Genomic DNA, 18,434 nt, shown 5'->3' on the forward strand with positions numbered 1-18,434 from the left:
GTTTTACTTTGTATAATAATAGGTCTTTTCACAAAGATACCTATTTTGAATCTAAGCGGTGTTATTATAATGAAAAAAAGAATTAAAAAATTAACAAAAACAAAAAAGTCACAAGATTTTATTTCAAAATATAATATTCCATACGAATATATAGCGGTCAATCGTACAATGGTTACAAAAGCCTTACTCATAGGTTTGTTTATTGCACTGTTGCCTATACCTATGCAGATGGTTGTGGTAATTGTGATGATGAAGTTTTTGAAGTTTAATGTCCCTTTAGCAATTTTGTTGTGTTGGATAACCAATCCTATCACAATGCCTTTTATCTATTATGTTGAATATAGTATAGGAAGTTTTATTTTAAATACAGAAGTTTTAAATATACAAATGAATCTAGAATGGTTCAATGAAAATATTGGAAATATATTTATGCAACTTTGCACAGGATCTATTGTTCTTGCTACCGTTGTCTCTGGTATGAGTTATTTTATTGTAAATTATTTGTGGATCTATTTTGTTAATAGAGATAAAAAAGTTCATTATACACAAAGAAAGAAAAAATAGGCAAACTAAATACAAGGAGATAGTATGTTACTTATGCGATTGAAAGCTGGAGAAAAATTTGCTTTTTTAAAATTGGCTTATTATGTTGCCAATATTGATGGTGAATTCGATGAAGAGGAAAAAGATATCATCAAAGAATATTGTGCTGAGATGGGTATAGATAATATAGAACACGATGGCAGTAACTTTGTTCTTAGTGATGTTTTGTCAGATATCAAAACAGAACAAAGCCAAATAATTGTATTACTTGAGCTTTTGATTTTGGTACACTCAGATGATAAATACCACCGTTTTGAACATAAAATAATCGATGAGATTGCAGCTGCTTTTAGTATCTCTAAAAATAGGTTAGAGATATATTCTCAATGGGGGAAGATGACCTCTGCACTCTACTCACAGGGGAAACTTTTTCTTGAAAATTAGTAAAATTTTTTGATAAATAATTCTACTTTTTTACCTTGTAATTAATTGTAACTAAAGAATATTAAATATAAAATAAGAGAATTAATTTTAACTAAAGGTAATTAAATGCAAATAATTATATATAATCAAAAAGGTGGTGTAGGTAAATCGATGCTAGCTACACAAATAGCACTTCACTTTGATACTTCCATTATAGAGTTAGACCCTTACGGTATGCTTGCTCAAACACTTGATGATAGAGTTATAAAAATAGGTCTAAAGGAAAAAATTCCTACTTTGAGTGAGGGAGATGTTGTGTATGATTTTGGTGGTTTTGATGATATAAGACTTGATGAGATATCACAAAATGCCGATTTAGTAATCATCCCTTTCAATCCTACTATTAACTCTTTGGGTACAACACTTGAGAGTTATGAGCGTGTAAAACAATTAAATGTTCCTATTTTATTTGTGGTAAATGCTTATTTAAAAGAAAACGATGTTGAAGATGCTATTGGATTTTTAAGTGAAAATACTCAAGATGATATTGACTATTTTGCTATCTCACACACAAGAGCATTGCAAACAGCAGAAAATGAAGGTGTAAGTATTATAGAATTTGCAGCAAGTTCAGGACTGAAAAAACATACTTATAAAAAAATATCAAATACAATGCAAAACTTGATGAAAAAAATAGAGGAATATCTCTAATGGCAAAAGCAAAATTTGATAAACTCAAAAAAGACTCAACTGAGCAAAACTCTATCACACATAAAGATTTGCAAAAAAAAGCAGGTAGACCTGTAGGTAGCAAGGTGAAAAAAGAGCAAGCAAATGCTTCTATAACAATAGCACTAACCCCTACTCAAAAAAAAGAGCTAGAACAATATGCTAAAGATGAGATGCGATCAGTTGGAAGTGTCATCAAGATGTTGTTGGTTAAAAATAAAGTTATCAATCTTTCAGAATAAAAAACAATTAAAATACATTAATTACCTTGTAAATAAATATATTTAATAATAAATAATGTAGATTAATTGTAAATATTATCCAATATTTGTATGAATTTTAGTGATCACTTCATCTGTTATCATTAGGTCATAATGATTATAAACAAAGTTATAATCACTCTCCATTTGTACTTTCATAGTCTCTTGAAAATAAGTATCAGCAACAATCGCTTTTGTTTTGTCCTCTTTATAGTCTTCTGAGTTTAAGAGTTCTTTATCTGTATTTATAAAGTCTTTGAGTGCGTGTAAGATAGAACAACTTCTTAGATGGTATTCTAGTTTTTCATCAAAATTATCTTTAAGACAATGTAGTTTTACAATCTCCACTATATTCATCAGTGCAGTGTCAACAGGAACTTGAAGGTTGAGTTCTTTGAGTTTTGCCAAAGTTTCATCGTAGTCTTGCAAAGTTTCTAATACAAAGTTTCCTAAACTAATTTGATAATATAGTTCATATCTTGTAAGCATATCGACAATGCTATCTCTTGTTAAGTGTTGTTTCATAGTTGTTGTTAAATTCATGGTGGTATTTTATCTATTTTTACATAAGCTATAACTTTTATATTATAGCTTGCTTTGAAGAGTTTTAAAACGGATATTTGCGAAAAGTAAAAGTAATACCCCACAAAATACAATAAGTGCAGTTACATATAAAGCCATAGTATAGTTACCAAACATCTCTATAAGTTTGACACTATATAAAGGTGCAAGAACTTGACCCACTCCATAAGCAGTTGTTAAAGCTCCCATGAGAATCACTGGATTTGCACCTGCAATTTTACCACCTAGATTCATAAATAGTGCAACAAGCCCTACAAATGTTCCTCCAAACAATACACCTGAAAAAAGATTTAGATATATATTTGAAGATAGGGCAGGGATGAGAATACCTACTATTTGCAAAAGCATCGCTATAATAATGATATTGACACTTCCATATCTATTTGCCAAAGTCATCCAAATGATACAAGAAGGGATACCTGCTATTCCTACAATTGTCCAAGTGAAGTTTCCATACCCTTCTAATCCCTCAAGTGAATTGATAATATCAGGTAAAAATGTTCCTTGTACAACCATACCAACACCCTCAGCAAAATATGCAATAATGAGCAAAATCACAAAAGGGGTAAAAAGAGACTTGTCAAAATGGTGCTTTACTACATTTTGTTTTACTTTATGATCAAAAGATAAAATAAACATACTATAAAGTGATGCTACAAAACCAAATAGAGTCAAAACTATCCATGCTGTTTTCCAAGATGGATCATAGATATATACAGCTCTTACAATCAGATCAGTTACTAAAACAGAAAAACCAATTCCTGAAAAGTGTATCCCCATCGCTTTTGTTTTATTGTCCATTTTGAGTTTTGTCATAACAATTGCAGAGCCAACAACAAGAGCCATAGCAGCACCAAATCCTGCAACAATACGAGAGATTGACCAAACGAGTTCATTTTGGGTAGTTCCTAAAACTAAAGTGGTAAAAACACATAAAAGCATACCGAGTCTAAAGTATTTTACTTTTGCATTGATATCTTTGATAAAAACTGCAAAAATAGAACCAGATAAATACCCTACATAGTTGAGTGAAGCTAATACACCAGCAAAAGTAACACTAAGATAATCTTCAAGCATAAAAGGTAAAAGAGAGGTAAAAACAAATCTTGCCACACCTACACCCACAATAAGTGCTAGTATACCTGCTAATATAATCGCACCATTACTATTTCTATCTAATAAATTCATAGTATTTTGTCCTTTTTTGTTAAATATTTGTTATAATATCACTAAAAGTGATGGTAAGTCAAATATAAAATCGTGATAGATGATATAAGGAAAAGTGATATGGATTCAAATTTACTCAAAGTTTTTGTAGCAGTAGCCCAAGAAAAAAGCGTAACGCTAGGTGCTAAAAAGCTAGGATATGCACAATCAAATGTAACTTCAAGAATAAAACAACTTGAAAAAAATATAGGATGTACTCTTTTTCATCGTATACCTAAAGGGGTAGTTTTAACTCAAGAAGGGGAAAAACTTTACACACATGCTATCGAGATAGTCAAAAAAGTAGAAGATGCTATTTTGGATATGCAAGATATAAAAAAACAGCAAAAACTTATAGTTGGTTCAACTGATTGTAATGCAGCCGTTCGTATCTCTTCATTTCTGATGAAGCTTCATGAAGATCATCCACATATACAGCTAGAACTTTTGACAGGAACAACAAGAGATGTTGTAGATATGGTTTTGAATTATAAAGTAGATATAGCATTTGTAAGTGGTGAACCTAAAAGTGATGAATTGATGATACTGAAAAAATATGAAGAGGAGATAGCTATACTTGAACCAAAAGATGAAAATACTCCAAATGTGATTTTGTCATTTAAAGAGGGGTGTGCTTATGATGAATTTTTGAAAAATTATTATATAGAAAAAGGGGAACATATAGAAAAAAGTTTAACTTTTGGAAGTTTAGAAACTATACTAGCTTGTGTAAAATCAGGTATGGGGAAAACACTTCTTCCTACAAATTTAGTTGAAAAATTAGGATTTAGTGATGAGCTGACTATAACAAACCTTGATAAAAATGTTGCATATATCCCAACATGTTTGGTATGTAGAAAAAACTATATCCCTAAAATAAAAGAGTATCTTATAAATTTAGATTTAACATCATAAAAATAAAATAGCACTACAGTGGTAATACAATAGTAAATAACGCACCACGATTTGTGTTTGTCGCAGTAAGAGAGCCATTGAGGTGTTTTTCAATAATCTCTTTACTCATATAAAGTCCTAGTCCTGTACCTAGTGACTGATGTTTGGTTGTAAAATATGGATTGAATATTTTTGCTAAAACATCATCTTGTATACCACCTGCATTGTCCTCTACAGTTATAATAGCTTGATTGTTTTTTTTATGTACTGTAAAATATATCGTAGGCTTTTCAACTTTTCTTTCAACTAAAACATCTTTTGCATTATTTAAAATGTTTATCACCACTTGTGAGAGTTCACCTGCTAAAAGATTTATCTTTATGGGTTCACTTTTATTTAACTCTTTGTGTAAAATGATGTAGTTGTTTGTTAGGGATGCTTTTACTATGTTGATATCTTTTTCAAGTCTCTCTTGTAAAATAACTTCTGTTAACTCTTTTTTCTCTTTGATATAGTCTCTAAATGTATCTATCGTTGTTGACAAAAAAGTTGCTTTTTCAATAATAGCATTAAGTGCTTGATTTTCTTTTTCATCTGTTAATATTCCGAACTCTTTTTGTGCTAAAATACCACTAGCTGCTGTACTAATAAGACTCAAAGGTTGTCGCCATTGATGGGCGATATTTCCTATCATCTCACCCATTTGTGCATTTTTTGATTGTTGGTATAAAATGGCATCTTTTTTGGAGTTTTCTTTTATTGCTTTTTTGATTCTTTCTTCAAGTGTTTTATTGAGATCTTCTAGGTTTTTTGTTTTTTGTGAAACTAGAAGTTGTAGTTTTTTATTTGCTTTTTTTAGGTAGTATTGTTTAAAAATTATAAATAAAATGAGCATACAAAGTATAGCCAATACAATAAAAAAAGCTTTGTAGTTATATGTTTGTTCTATTTTGAAATTTTGATATGATTTTATAATCTGTTGAAGTTCTTTTTTATCAATGGTTTGAATCGCTTTATTTAAAGCGGATTGTAACAAAGGATAATCTTTTCGTACCATAATGGACATATTAAATATAGCCCCTGTATTTCCAGAAATTTTAATCTCATCAAAGCCTAATTTTGTGATATTGTACGCTAAAGTTGGTTTCATCTCTACAAATCCAAAAACTTGTTCATTTTGTACAAGTTGTAAACCCTCTTTGATGTTTTCTACAAATACAAAGTTAAGGTTTGGATATTTTTCTGCAAGAAGTTTGTGTGCTGTAAAGTTTCTCCCTACTGCTATTTTTTTATCTATTACTTTAGAAAAATTTTCTATAAAGTTTTGATTGTTTTTAGTGGCAATTGAGATAGGAAAACTAATGTAAGTATCTGTAAATAAAGCATACTTTTCACGCTGTTTTGTTTTTGCTGTACTTAAAAGAAGATCTGCTTCTTTCTTTTGTATAGTTTTTAGCTGTTTGGTAAAAATAGAATCAAATTTATACTCAACATTAAGATTTAATTTTTTTGCTAAAAACTCCCAGTACTCTGTTGCTATTCCTGATGGGCTTCCGTCGTCATTTTGAAAACTAATTGGTTTGAAGTCTTCTGAGATAGAGATAGTAATAGGTGTTTGTTGTATAAATTTTTTTTCTTTTTCAGAAAGATAAAGTATAGAATCATCAAAAACAAGTGAATGAAGATCAAAATCATTGTTTATAAAACCCATGAGTCCATAGACATCTTTGATTCGTCTGAGTTTCTCAACTTCAATTTTTCCAAAAGGGATATCTTTTTTCAGTGAAAGCCCTTTCATCACTTGCCCTTCGTATACTAAAGATTCATACGATTTTTGTTGTGTATTGTATTTTTTTTCTATTAATTTTGCGGTTTCATGGATATGAGTATAGGCATATTCCCACCCTTTTTTTGTTGCATGTTGAAATCTACTGACTAACTCAGGATTTTTTGTTGCAAGTGTCTTAGAGGTAAATATAAAAGCATTGTAAAAATCAAAACCAAACTCTTTTGGATCAAATACATTATATTCTATCCCTAAAGAATCTAATGTATATAACTCATTTGAACTGTATGCAGAAAATATATCTACTTTTTGATTGATGAGATCGTAAATATCAAAAGATGCTTTTACTACTGTCATATCTTCAAGTGTGACTTTTTGTGAAAATAACATACTTAAAAAAGGTGCATTTGATATAGCATCATTTTCCATCATTATTTTTTTGTTTTTAAAGTCTTTAATTGTATTGATACCTGATTGTTTAAGTGCTATCAAAATATGAGGTGAAGTTTGAAAAATAGTGTTCAGCAAAATAATATTTGCACCTTCTGATTTCTCAAGGATTAGTTTTGGATAACCCACACCAAATGTAGAGATCCCTTTTTCTACATCTTGTGTTATATTGACTCCATTATGAAACTCTTTAAACTCTACATCTAAATTCATCTCATCATAAAAACCTTTCTCTTTTGCCATATAAAATCCGGCAAATTCGAACTGGTGTTTCCAAAGTAGCTGAAGTGAAACTTTTTCTTTTTCTGCTAAAAGAGTTGTGATACATAAAAAGCATAAAAGAACAAGTTTAAGCATAGATACCTTTCGTTATAGTTGTATACAATATCAAAATTATAAAGGTCTATAAACTTTAATATTTGTATAATTCTCCGCATCTCTTAGATACTGCGCATGAAGTTGACTCATTATACCTTTGTCACAGTAAAATAGATATTGTTTATCTTGTGGAAGTTTTTTAAATTCATTTTTTAGTTTATAAAAAGGTATTTTTAATGTTTCACAAGTTGTTTCTATCGTTTCCTCTTCTTGTCTAATATCAATGATAATATAGTTTCCATCTGATATATCAGATATAACTTCAATTTGACCAACACTATTGTTTACATCATCTGCAATCTCATTTACAAATACTTTTGTTGCATTTTGTACAGCTGTATCTAAAACTTCATAGTTAAATCGTTTTGAAACCTCTTCCATTCTTTTATATGAACCATGAACGATAGGATTTTTAGAAATTACTCCACAATATTCAGGCATATTTTCAGCAAATCTTCGTGTTCCTATATCGTTTGCGATATCCATAATTTCTGGTTTGTTCATTGTTGCTAGTGGTCTTAAAATAAGTTTGTTTGTAACTTGATCAATTAGTGCTAGGTTTCTAAGTGTTTGGCTAGATACTTGAGCAACACTTTCACCTGTAACTAAAGCATCTATCTGCATCTCATTTGCTATTTTTTCAGAAGCTAAGAGCATTAGTCTTTTGAGTGTTACTCCCATATACGATTCATTTGTTGATCTAAATATCTCTGTTACAACATCTTCAAACGGAATAGTTATAAATGAAACTCTATGTGAAGCTCCAAATTTATTCCATAAATAAAGTGCCACTTGTTTCACCCCAATCTCATGTGCAGCTCCACCTAGATTGAAAAATATAAAATGAGTTTTAAGTCCTCTTTTCATAGTAAGATATGAAGCAACAGTAGAGTCAAAACCACCTGACATCAATGATAAAATATCACCTTGTGTGCCTATAGGAAATCCAGAAAGCCCTTTATATCTTTGCGTGATTATATTGAGTTGATTATGAACTAACTCAATTTTTATAGTTATCTCAGGATTATGTAAATCTACACGACTTGAAGGATTTCGTGCTAACATAAATCCCCCTACAGTTTGCTCTAGATTTGTCGATTTAAACGCATGAGAACCAGTTCTTTTGGCACGAACTACAAAGCTTTTATTTTGTATTTTGTGAGCCATTTGTTTATTGACTATCTCTTTTATCTCATCTAAAGTATCTATTTTGTCAAATTGTAAAGCTTCAAGAACCAACTCCACTCCTGGAGTTTCAAGAAGGACTATTCTAGATTCTGTAACAAACTCTACAGGTGAAACTACTTCTATTTTATCATTGAATTTTTTGATAAAAATATCTTTAGAGATTTTTTCTAAAAGTTTTTTGATATTGTTATAGAGTTGCCCAACCATCTGTTTTTTGGCAGATGGACCCTTTACCATAATCTCTGGAAAAAATTTTATAATAAATTTTTGTGTTTTGATTTCTGTACTTTCCATTAGTTTCTTTCTTTTTTTAGAAGTTCACAATACTCTTTTGCATGGTAAGTGATAATGATACCAGCTCCAGCTCTTTTAAACCCAAGAAGTGTTTCACACATCACTCTCTCATAATCAATAAGACCTTGTAGTCCAGCATTTTTAATCATAGCATACTCACCACTAACATTATAAACAGCCAATGGTAGATTAGTATTATCTCTTATCTCTCTTACTATATCTAAATATGCAAGGGCTGGTTTCACCATAAGTATATCAGCACCTTGTTTTTCATCTTCTAAAGATTCTTCTATAGCTTCAAGTCTATTTGCAGGATCCATTTGGTACATATTTCTATCTCCATGGCTTGGAGTTGATTCAGCAACATCTCTAAATGGTCCATAATATCCACTAGAAAATTTTGTACTATATGCCATGATAGGTAAATTTTCATAGCCATTTTCATCAAGTGCCGTTCTTAATGTTTCAATAATACCATCCATCATTCCACTTGGTGCAATCATATCAACACCAGCTCTTGCATGAACTAAAGCTTGTTGTGCAGAAATTTCCAATGTTGCGTCATTGTCAACAGTATTATCCTCACTTAAAATTCCACAATGTCCATGATCTGTATATTCACAAAAACAAAGATCAGTAACTACAAACATATCAGGGAACTCTTTTTTAATAGCTCTAATTGTTCTACTTATGATGCTATCTTCACATAAACACTCACTTCCTACACTATCTTTTACATCTGGTATTGCAAATAATATGATACTATTTAATCCTAGTGTTCGAATATACCGACACTCTTTGATGATCTCATCGATTGACATCTGAAATACTCCTGGCATAGAAGATACTTCATCTTTAATCCCTTCACCTTCTCTTACAAAAAGAGGGTAGATTAAATCTGTAGGATTTACCTGTGTCTCTCTTGTCAAATCTCTTAAAGTTTCATTAATTCTCAATCTTCTAAATCTTTTAAACATACTATTTACCTTTTTTTGATATTATTGCCCTAATATTAACGAAATAGGGATTAAATATTTATGAATATAGAAGTTTCAAATGTTGCTAAACTACCTACTAATCATGGTGATTTTTTAATACAATCTTTTAAAGAACCAAAAGAGGGTGGAGCAAAAGAGCATCTTGTGATTTTTACAAAAGAGTTGGAATCTATACCAACAGTAAGAATTCATAGTGAGTGTTTAACTGGTGATGCAATAGGAAGTATAAAATGTGACTGTCAAGCACAGCTTAATTTTGCACTTGATTTTATAAATGAAAATTTAGGAATGGTTATATACTTACGACAAGAGGGTCGAGACATAGGGCTTTTTAATAAAGTAAACGCTTACTCTTTACAAGATACAGGACTAGATACGGTAGAAGCAAATCATCAACTAGGTTTTGCAAGCGATCAAAGAACTTATGAAATCGTTGATTTTATTTTTGATTATTACAAGATAGATAAAATCAAACTGATGACAAATAATCCTGCAAAACTGAAAGGGATACAAGTGGAAATAGTAGAACAAGTTCCCGTAAAAGTTGGAGAGACTTCACAAAATAGTCATTATTTAAAAATAAAAAAAGAAAAAATGGATCATATATTATAATGTTAAAAGAAAAACTTACTGCTTTAGATTTACACTTTGATGATCTTTTTTATGAAAGATGTGAAAAATACATAGCACTTTTGCAACAGTGGGGTAAAATTCATAATCTTACTGCTTCATTAAAAGATGAAGAGATTATCAACAATATAGTTGATAGTGTGTATCCTTTAAAATTTATAGATAGTTTTGAAAGTTTAGCAGATGTTGGAACAGGTGCTGGATATCCTGGTATGTTACTAGCAATTGCACGACCTGAGAGTAAAGTGGTACTTGTAGAACCAAGAGCAAAACGAGTGGCTTTTTTGAATTTTGTGAAAAGTGTTTTAAAACTTGAAAATGTTTCTATTGAACAAAAGAGAATAGAGCAACTCCAAGACTATAGATTTGATATCATTACAAGTCGTGCTGTTACAAATACAACTTTACTTTTAGAATTGACATCACATTTAAAAGATGAAAATACACAATACCTTTTTTATAAAGGAAGTCTTTGTGAAGAAGAGATAAAAGATGCAAATGTAAAAAATGCTAAGGTTTTTAAAGTAGGTGAGCATCGAAATTATTTGTATATGAATAATGAGGAAAAATAATGATAATTAAACTTTTGATTTTAGCTGCTGTTTTATTTGGCGTGTATTTACTATTTTTTAAAAAAGCTAGAGAAAAAAATATCAAAGATAATGAGTCTGATAAAATTACAGATACAATGTTAGAGTGTCCAACTTGTGGTACTTATGTATCAAAAGACGATGCTATATTGAGTAGTGGAAAATATTTTTGTTCACAAGAGTGTCTCAAATGATTTTAATTGGTGATGAAAATATAAAATATGAAGAGATAGAAAAAATAAATGCTATCTCTGATATTCAAAGTACCTCTTCAAACTCCACAGTATTGTATAGTTTTGATTTTGAGATATTACGATATACTCAAGAAAACAATATTGCTTCAGCTGTAGTAACAAAAAATCTTCAAGAGGTGATTTATGCATCTTCATTTGATGTTAAGTATATAATAGTAACAAAAGGTATTGCAAAAGCAGCACAAAATATAGCAAATAATTATATGCTAGATAGTAAAATTTTAGCAATCATTGAAACAAGTGAAGAGATTGTTGAAAATGCAATTCATGAGATAGATGGTGTAATTTATAAGAAGGTGATTTAAAATGGATACAACAGATTTACACAAAGAGTTGGAGTATTGTATAGATACTATGAAAATGAGTATTTTAATGACTCCAGAAAAAGCAAATTTTGCAGGCAATATTCATGGTGGCGTGATACTAAAACATCTTGATGAGATTGCTTATGCTTGCGCTTCAAGATATTGTGGGCATTATGTTGTAACACTTTCTGTGGATAAAGTACTTTTTAAACATCCTATACATGTAGGTGAACTAGTGACTTTTTTGGCTTCTGTAAATTATACAGGGACAACATCAATGGAGATAGGTATAAAAGTAATCGCAGAAGATGTTATCAAAAAAACTGTAAAACATACAAATACTTGCTATTTCACAATGGTTGCATTAGGAGATGATGGAAAACCAGTGAGTATCCCACAACTAAATCCTACAGATCCAGTTCATATAAAAAGAAATGAAGAAGCAAAAATTCGAAGAGAACTTCGAATGAAAAATAAAATCTAAACTTCTTTAGAGAGTAAAGTTATCAATAAAAAATTAAGTATATAAAGAGTTACTCAAGGATTCAAAATGAAAAATAAAGTTATATTAATTACAGGTGCAAATGGTGGATTAGGAAGTGTTTTTGTAAAAAAACTATTAGAATTAGAACCAAGTAAGATTTATTGTACTGCAAGGGATATTAAAAGTTTAGAAAATATTAAAGAGATGAGTAATATTATTGAAATACTACAAATGGATATTACTTCAAAAAATTCTATTAATGAAGCTATTTCAAAAATAGACACACTAGATGTTCTGATTAATAATGCTGGTGTTAATTCAAATAAAAAACTATTTGATGAAAGTTTTTATGATCTAGATGTTAATTTGAAAGGCACTGTTAATTTAACACAGGCACTTTTTGAAAAACTAAAAGAATCTAAGGGTACTGTAGTAAATGTCACTTCAGTTTTAGCTCTGGTAAATCTTCCAATATTATCAAGTTATTGTGTATCTAAAAGTGCTTTACATTCATTTACACAAGCATTAAGAGCTGAATTTGGACTCTTTGGTGGCGAAGTTTATGAGGTACTGCCTGGACCTATTGATACTAAAATGACAGAAGGCTCTCCTTTAGAAAAGACACAACCTGAAGATATAGTAGATGCAGTGGTTAGTGAAATAAAAAAGAAAGAATTTGAGATATTTCCTGATAAATTCTCTCAAATGGTAAAAAAAAGGTTATCTGAGAATCCTGATGAACTTATCAAAGAATTTGCCATGTCTCTCCAATATAACTAATATGGGCTATTTGGTATAGTTGAGAATAAACTTGTATCCTTCATCTATGATGGTTTTGATATATTCATAAACTAAGGCTTTTCTTAGTCTTCGTACTAAACTTCTTATAGATTCATGTGATACAGAAGAACCTTCCCAAACACTATACTCAATCTGCTCATAGGTGATGATTTGGTTTGGCTTGGAGAGGAGAAGATTTAAAAGTAATCTCTCTTTTTTTGTAAGTTTGACTTTTTTATTATCAAATTCTATTGTAGATGCTTCATTATCAAAATAAGAATTTACATCATATTGTATTTGCGTGTTTTGAATAGTGCATAGTTGATCAATTTTAATCTCTAGTTCATCGATGAAAAAAGGTTTTTTAATATAATCGTTGCATCCAAAATCATAGGACTGTTTAATAAGATCAAGTTCAACGGAAGCTGAGATGATAATAATTGGGATCTTATCATAATATTCACGAATTTTTTTTAAAATTTTTATCCCATCTATATTGGGAACATTTATATCCAAAATAAAACAATCATAGTTGTTTGTAATAGCATCATAAGCATTTTTTCCATCAATAAAAGAATCTATTTTAAAACCTTTTAACTGAAGTCTTTTCACAATAGTAGCATTGAGTTTTTTGTTATCTTCTAGTAGTAATATTTTCATGTAATACTCCTATTGTATGTGGAATTTTTAAGGTAAAAACAACAGAATCATTTTCATTTTGTACTTTTATGATACCTTTCATTTTATCTTCTATAATAACCTTCGCCATATAAAGACCAAATCCAGTTCCCTCTTTTTTTGTTGTAAAATAGGGATCAAAGATATTAATGATAATTTTGTCATCTATTTTACCTCCATTGTCTATGATTTTTATGATATTATATTTCTCATTTGAGTCAACAACAATAGTGATTTTGAAACGATCAAAATCATCTTGTATGTTTTCAGAAATTTTATTTTTTGCATTGTTGATGATATTTAATAACACTTGTTTAAACTCATTTTCATATCCGTAAATAAGTGGTTCTGTTTGAGGATTTTTATATAAAACTTCTAAGTCTATATTTAAATAAAAAATTTGTTTCCCAATAATCTCAAAAATCTCATCAAATGATTTTTTTATAGAAAAAAGGACTCTTTTGGTTGATGGTTTGAGAAAATTTCTAAAATCAGTAAGTGTTTTTGACATATATTTGATCTGTATCATTGATTCATTTACAAAGGTATCCATACTTAGACTCTCTAACTCATCGAGTAAATAGGATGTTTGAATATCTTGAACTTGTGCAGATAGTTCTACTAAAGGTTCGTTCCATTGGTGTGCGATAGCTGCAATCATATCACCCATCTCTGCTAGTTTTGCTTGTTGGATTAAAAACTGCTTTTGTTGAAGTCTTTCTGTTATATCATCCATAATACAAACAATACCTCCGATACTTCCATCTGTATTTAAGTATACAGCTTTACTCAATACAATATGTTTCATTGTTGAGTTTGGAAAATGGAGTGTAAGTTCTGAGTTGTCTTGTCCTAAGTTTTTGAGTAGTTTTTTATCTACATTTTCATTTTTGACAGCAATCTCATAAGGGTATAAATCATGTGCAGTTTTTCCTATAATTTCTTGAATGTCAAGTTGAAAAAGATCTGCAAAGGCTTGATTTGAACCAAGTATCTTACCATCTTTATTTTTATAATAAATAGCACTAGGTATAGTATTTAGAAGTACTTTATCAAATTTTATTCTATTTTGTAAATCTTTTTCTACTTTTTTTCTTTTTTGAATATTAATTCTCATTAAAATAACTAAAACAGTTAAAATAATAATTGAAACAATAGATAACAGTACAAATTCAGTATATTCTTCATAAATACTTTTTGGCTTGTTGATTATGGTGTAGTTGAGTAGTTTATCTGTGAGTGTTATATTGTGTTTTTTTAACTCCTGATAACTAAACATATAATGGTTTGGTGATTTTTCAACAAGCGGTAAATCTTTTATAGTTTTATTATTTTCTAAAATATCTATAGCCATTTTGGAAACAATTTTACCTTGCTCTTTACCTGTTGTGAGTAAACCTCCCAGTAAACCAGACTCCAAATAAAAATCCCATACTCCATAAATAGGAACAGTAGAATGCTCTTTTATTTTTTTGAACCCTTTTTTATATGTGAAATATCTATTTTTTTTATCTTTTGAAAATAATAAAAATAAAATCACAGTATCTTTATCTAAAGTAGAAACTTTGTTTTGAATATTCTCGATGTTCATATTATCAATATATTCAACCTCCATAATAGATTTATATTTTTCAATAATAGGATTAAGGTCTTTTTTTAATGCAAGTCCTGTTTTTGACTTATCGTTTAAAATCAAAATTTTTTTTGTTTGGGGTTGTAAAAGGGTAATTAGTTCAAAATTTTTTTCAATATTAACATTTTCAAGTACACCTGTCATGGAGTTGTTGAGTTGTTTAGTATAGAACTTTTGTTTGTCAAAATTATTTATACCACAAAATAAAATAGGAAGATTTTTAAAAAGAGTATTTTTGTGTTTTATTGCAAAATCATAAGCATCATTGTCTGATACAATTATAAGATCAAAATGGCGTTTCTGAAATTGCTCTTTATATAAGAGTGAAAGTTTGTTAAGATATGAACTACTATTTATTTTTTTTGAATTCATATAAAGAGTTGAGAGTTCTATATCTTGATATGGAAAGAGTTCTGCTTCTACAGTTTCTGAAATAGCATCACTCCAAGCATATCCTTTATGATATGAATGGAGTAATAAAACCTCTTTTGCATAGAGTGAAGTAATCGTTAAAAATATAATAAAAATAAATGCTTTCATGATACTCTTTTAAAATTTTTTATTTTATTATATCAAAGATTAACTATTTCCTTAGTCTATAAAAATCACATATCCTGATTTTGGTCCATGAGCTCCAATAACTAAAGATTGTTCTATATCAGCTGTTTTTGATGGACCTGACACAAATACACCATACCCCTTATCTTCAAATGAGATTTTTTCATATGCTTCATGCATATTATTTAAGATATCTGATTTTTTAACAACGATAATAATATTTTGTGCAATAAAGTATAATGATCTATGTCTATTATCACTATTTTTTAACCACACAGCACCATTTTCCGCAACTGCGAACTCACCTTTTACAATAGCTAAATCAACATCTCGTAAGTTGTGTGGGTCACTCTCATCATTTGCTATAAAGTTACCAAGTTTTGATTCTTCAATATTAGATACAATAACCTTTTCATCAGGATAAAGAGATGAAATTACTTCATCTAATTTATCTTTTGTAGTATCTATAGCATCTCCCCCAACAGTATTTAAAACTCTTGAAAACTCTTCAAATTTATTTTCAAAGGTAAGTCCAAAATTTGTATACTCTGGAAGATCTGATTTAGGAACAATATTGTTTTTTCGTATTTTATCTAGTATTAGTTGTTTACTTGTCATTTTCTTCCCTCTCTTCTTTTTTCATTTTTTCATATAACTCTTTAAATGAATGTTCTGGAAACTCTGGAATATCTCTTGTTTTTCCCCAAACATTAAATTTATTGTATATTAAGAAATTTGGTAGTTTTGGAACAACTTTTCTTCCTACATATCCTGCAAAATCTAAGAGCTTTGGTCTATTAAATAAATAAGTCATAATTTTCATAGATAACATTTTTGATTTTGGTAAATGTCCAGCTTGGGCTAAATCTTGTCTATGATTATATAATTGTGAATCCAAATCAATTTTTGCAGGACATACATTTGTACAAGAACCACATAAAGTACAAGCAAATGGTAATGAACTGTGTTTTTCAGGTTCTTTAAAAGCAGCAATTGTAGAACCAATTGGTCCAGGAATAACATGCTCATAAGAGTGTCCTCCAGATCTTCTATAAACTGGACAGGTATTCATACAAGCTCCACATCTAATACAGTTTAGTGCTTGTCTATACTTCTCATTTGCTAAAAATTCTGCTCTTTTATTATCAACAATAATAATATGCATCTCTCCACCTTCAACAGGCTGGTGAAAATGCGATGTATACGATGTAATCGCTTGTCCAGTTGCACTTCTAGCTAGTAGTCTTGTAAATACTCCTAGATCTTGAAGTCGTGGAATGATTTTCTCCATCCCCATAGAAGCAATATGCAGTTTTGGTAACGATGCACCCATATCTGCATTTCCTTCATTTGTACAAACAACAACTCCACCAGTTTCGGCTATAGCAAAATTTACACCAGTAAGTCCAGCCTCAGCTGTTAAGAAATCTTCTCGCAAACTAGCTCTGGCAGCTCGTGTAAGATAAGTAGGGTCATCATTTCCTTTTTGGGTTCCTAAATGCTCATGGAATGTATCAGATACATCCATTTTTTTAAGGTGAATAGCAGGAAGTACGATATGAGACGGTGGCTCATTTCTTAGCTGAACGATTCTTTCCCCTAAATCTGTATCAATAACCTCTATTCCTCTTGCTTCTAAATAAGGATTTAAGTGACACTCTTCTGTTAACATAGATTTTGATTTTACAAGTTTTTTTACAGATTTCTCTTTTAGTAATTTATGCACAATCTCATTATGTTCAACAGCATCTTTAGCCCAGTGAACTTTGATACCCTTAGCAGTAGCATTTTTCTCAAACTCTTCTAAATAAAAATCCATTTTATTCATAGTGTGAGTTTTAATAGTACTTGCATAAGATCTTAATTGCTCCCATTCTGGAATACCATGTGCAGCTTTATCTCTTTTTTCACGAACAAACCATAAGGCTTTATCATGCCAGTGCATTCTTTCATCGTTTGCTACATATTTAGTAGCATTTATTGGATGGCTTGCCATTAGTTATCCTTTCCTAAAAGTATTTGAGCTATATGTAATACTTCTAGTTTTTTATTTTCTCTATTGATAAGTCCTTGCAGGTGCATTAGACATGACATATCTGCACCAGTTATAACCTCTACATTTGAGTCTATATGATCTTGGATTCTATCTTTACCCATTGCTGTTGAAACTGCATCTTCAGTTACACAGAATGTTCCACCAAATCCACAACACTCATCTCTTCTATTAAGTTCAACTAATGTAATATCAGGCACACGACTAAGCACATTTTCTAACTTTGAGTTATATGGAATATTCAGCTCACTTGGAGATCCTAGACCTAAAGCTCTATGTCCATGACAGGAGTTGTGAAGTCCTACTTTATGAGGAAATGAGATATTTGAAAAATCTAAATTTTCTGGTTTTATGATGTCATGTAGAAATTCTGTGATTTCATAGATAGATGTTTTTACTTTATTATAATTTACATCATCTTCAAAAAATTCTGCGTAATGCTCTTTTACCATAGTTACACAAGAACCTGATGGAGCTACTATATAATCGTATTTTTTAAAATTAGTAACAAAATTTACTGCTAAAGATTTTACATCTTTTGCACATCCTGAGTTGGCCATAGGCTGACCACAGCAAGTTTGATTTGTTGGGTATTGAACATCAAAGTTTAATTTTTCTAGTAATTTGTAAGTTGCCATTGAAGCTTCTGGATATAATTCATTCATGAAGCATGGGATAAATAAACCTATTTTCATTTGTACTCCTTTTTATAGTAAATAATTGTATATGAAAGATGTG

General features: G+C 30.0%; 21 protein-coding genes. 11 read left to right on the forward strand and 10 right to left on the reverse strand.

Annotated elements, in window-relative coordinates; all coding sequences use genetic code 11:
• Positions 1 to 69: 69 nt before the first annotated feature.
• The 4 genes from ACMCMH_RS08600 to ACMCMH_RS08615 all read left to right on the forward strand — a co-directional run bounded on the left by ACMCMH_RS08600 (position 70) and on the right by ACMCMH_RS08615 (position 1,937).
• Entirely contained in the window at positions 70 to 564 is a 495-nt protein-coding gene (locus ACMCMH_RS08600) for a DUF2062 domain-containing protein (protein WP_412724598.1), read from the forward strand.
• 24 nt (positions 565 to 588) lie between these two features.
• On the forward strand, positions 589 to 987 hold the full coding sequence (locus ACMCMH_RS08605) for a TerB family tellurite resistance protein (protein ID WP_412724600.1): 399 nt from the start codon (positions 589 to 591) through the stop codon (positions 985 to 987).
• A 105-nt stretch (positions 988 to 1,092) separates the two neighbouring features.
• The gene (locus ACMCMH_RS08610) at positions 1,093 to 1,677 is read left to right on the forward strand and encodes a ParA family protein (RefSeq protein ID WP_412724602.1); all 585 of its coding nucleotides are present in this window, start codon (positions 1,093 to 1,095) and stop codon (positions 1,675 to 1,677) included.
• Positions 1,677 to 1,937 (forward strand): hypothetical protein, encoded by a 261-nt coding sequence (locus tag ACMCMH_RS08615; protein ID WP_412724604.1) that lies wholly within the window; start codon positions 1,677 to 1,679, stop codon positions 1,935 to 1,937. The genes ACMCMH_RS08610 and ACMCMH_RS08615 overlap by 1 nt, the downstream gene beginning before the upstream one ends.
• 75 nt (positions 1,938 to 2,012) lie before the next feature.
• On the opposite strand, the gene ACMCMH_RS08620 is transcribed toward ACMCMH_RS08615, so the two are convergent.
• Positions 2,013 to 2,498 carry a hypothetical protein gene (locus ACMCMH_RS08620; RefSeq protein ID WP_412724606.1) on the reverse strand — a complete coding sequence of 162 codons (486 nt, stop codon included), beginning with the start codon at positions 2,496 to 2,498 and terminating at the stop codon, positions 2,013 to 2,015.
• A 42-nt stretch (positions 2,499 to 2,540) separates the two neighbouring features.
• Positions 2,541 to 3,725, reverse strand: a complete 1,185-nt coding sequence (locus ACMCMH_RS08625; RefSeq protein ID WP_412724608.1) for a YbfB/YjiJ family MFS transporter — start codon at positions 3,723 to 3,725, stop codon at positions 2,541 to 2,543.
• Between the two features lie 99 nt (positions 3,726 to 3,824).
• On the opposite strand from ACMCMH_RS08625, the gene ACMCMH_RS08630 reads away from it, so the two are divergent.
• Positions 3,825 to 4,658 carry a LysR family transcriptional regulator gene (locus ACMCMH_RS08630; protein ID WP_412724610.1) on the forward strand — a complete coding sequence of 278 codons (834 nt, stop codon included), beginning with the start codon at positions 3,825 to 3,827 and terminating at the stop codon, positions 4,656 to 4,658.
• Positions 4,659 to 4,671: 13 nt separating this feature from the next.
• Here ACMCMH_RS08630 and ACMCMH_RS08635 read toward each other — a convergent pair whose 3' ends face one another.
• Genes ACMCMH_RS08635 through hemB form a run of 3 tightly spaced genes read right to left on the reverse strand, consistent with a single transcriptional unit; the run spans position 4,672 to position 9,710 of the window.
• Positions 4,672 to 7,230: an ABC transporter substrate-binding protein gene (locus tag ACMCMH_RS08635; protein ID WP_412724612.1), complete on the reverse strand. Its 2,559-nt coding sequence runs from the start codon at positions 7,228 to 7,230 to the stop codon at positions 4,672 to 4,674.
• Between the two features lie 36 nt (positions 7,231 to 7,266).
• The gene (gene thiI, locus ACMCMH_RS08640; protein WP_412724614.1) at positions 7,267 to 8,733 is read right to left on the reverse strand and encodes a tRNA uracil 4-sulfurtransferase ThiI; all 1,467 of its coding nucleotides are present in this window, start codon (positions 8,731 to 8,733) and stop codon (positions 7,267 to 7,269) included.
• Positions 8,733 to 9,710, reverse strand: coding sequence for a porphobilinogen synthase (gene hemB, locus ACMCMH_RS08645; RefSeq protein WP_412724616.1), 978 nt, complete (start codon positions 9,708 to 9,710; stop codon positions 8,733 to 8,735). The genes thiI and hemB overlap by 1 nt, the downstream gene beginning before the upstream one ends.
• Positions 9,711 to 9,770: 60 nt before the next feature.
• On the opposite strand from hemB, the gene ribA reads away from it, so the two are divergent.
• The 6 genes from ribA (at position 9,771) to ACMCMH_RS08675 (ending at position 12,774) form a co-directional block, all read left to right on the forward strand.
• Entirely contained in the window at positions 9,771 to 10,343 is a 573-nt protein-coding gene (gene ribA / locus ACMCMH_RS08650; protein WP_412724618.1) for a GTP cyclohydrolase II, read from the forward strand.
• Positions 10,343 to 10,933, forward strand: a complete 591-nt coding sequence (gene rsmG, locus ACMCMH_RS08655) for a 16S rRNA (guanine(527)-N(7))-methyltransferase RsmG (RefSeq protein WP_412724620.1) — start codon at positions 10,343 to 10,345, stop codon at positions 10,931 to 10,933. The genes ribA and rsmG overlap by 1 nt, the downstream gene beginning before the upstream one ends.
• Positions 10,933 to 11,145, forward strand: coding sequence for a PP0621 family protein (locus tag ACMCMH_RS08660; protein ID WP_412724622.1), 213 nt, complete (start codon positions 10,933 to 10,935; stop codon positions 11,143 to 11,145). The genes rsmG and ACMCMH_RS08660 overlap by 1 nt, the downstream gene beginning before the upstream one ends.
• Positions 11,121 to 11,510 carry a hypothetical protein gene (locus tag ACMCMH_RS08665; protein WP_412724624.1) on the forward strand — a complete coding sequence of 130 codons (390 nt, stop codon included), beginning with the start codon at positions 11,121 to 11,123 and terminating at the stop codon, positions 11,508 to 11,510. Before ACMCMH_RS08660 ends, ACMCMH_RS08665 begins: the two co-directional genes overlap by 25 nt.
• 1 nt (position 11,511) lies before the next feature.
• Positions 11,512 to 11,994, forward strand: a complete 483-nt coding sequence (locus tag ACMCMH_RS08670) for an acyl-CoA thioesterase (protein ID WP_412724626.1) — start codon at positions 11,512 to 11,514, stop codon at positions 11,992 to 11,994.
• A 66-nt stretch (positions 11,995 to 12,060) separates the two neighbouring features.
• Entirely contained in the window at positions 12,061 to 12,774 is a 714-nt protein-coding gene (locus ACMCMH_RS08675) for an SDR family NAD(P)-dependent oxidoreductase (protein ID WP_412724628.1), read from the forward strand.
• Between the two features lie 6 nt (positions 12,775 to 12,780).
• Here ACMCMH_RS08675 and ACMCMH_RS08680 read toward each other — a convergent pair whose 3' ends face one another.
• Genes ACMCMH_RS08680 through ACMCMH_RS08700 form a run of 5 tightly spaced genes read right to left on the reverse strand, consistent with a single transcriptional unit; the run spans position 12,781 to position 18,391 of the window.
• The gene (locus ACMCMH_RS08680) at positions 12,781 to 13,434 is read right to left on the reverse strand and encodes a response regulator transcription factor (RefSeq protein WP_412724630.1); all 654 of its coding nucleotides are present in this window, start codon (positions 13,432 to 13,434) and stop codon (positions 12,781 to 12,783) included.
• Positions 13,409 to 15,625, reverse strand: a complete 2,217-nt coding sequence (locus tag ACMCMH_RS08685; RefSeq protein ID WP_412724632.1) for an ABC transporter substrate binding protein — start codon at positions 15,623 to 15,625, stop codon at positions 13,409 to 13,411. The genes ACMCMH_RS08680 and ACMCMH_RS08685 overlap by 26 nt, the downstream gene beginning before the upstream one ends.
• A 51-nt stretch (positions 15,626 to 15,676) precedes the next feature.
• Positions 15,677 to 16,261 (reverse strand): LutC/YkgG family protein, encoded by a 585-nt coding sequence (locus ACMCMH_RS08690; RefSeq protein ID WP_412724634.1) that lies wholly within the window; start codon positions 16,259 to 16,261, stop codon positions 15,677 to 15,679.
• Positions 16,251 to 17,639, reverse strand: a complete 1,389-nt coding sequence (locus ACMCMH_RS08695; protein WP_412724636.1) for a lactate utilization protein B — start codon at positions 17,637 to 17,639, stop codon at positions 16,251 to 16,253. Before ACMCMH_RS08695 ends, ACMCMH_RS08690 begins: the two co-directional genes overlap by 11 nt.
• Positions 17,639 to 18,391, reverse strand: a complete 753-nt coding sequence (locus ACMCMH_RS08700; RefSeq protein WP_412724638.1) for a (Fe-S)-binding protein — start codon at positions 18,389 to 18,391, stop codon at positions 17,639 to 17,641. Before ACMCMH_RS08700 ends, ACMCMH_RS08695 begins: the two co-directional genes overlap by 1 nt.
• Between the last annotated feature and the right edge of the window lie 43 nt (positions 18,392 to 18,434).

This window comes from Arcobacter sp. 15-2, from assembly GCF_047159865.1.
In the GTDB taxonomy this organism is placed as follows: Bacteria; Campylobacterota; Campylobacteria; order Campylobacterales; family Arcobacteraceae; genus JAIOSF01.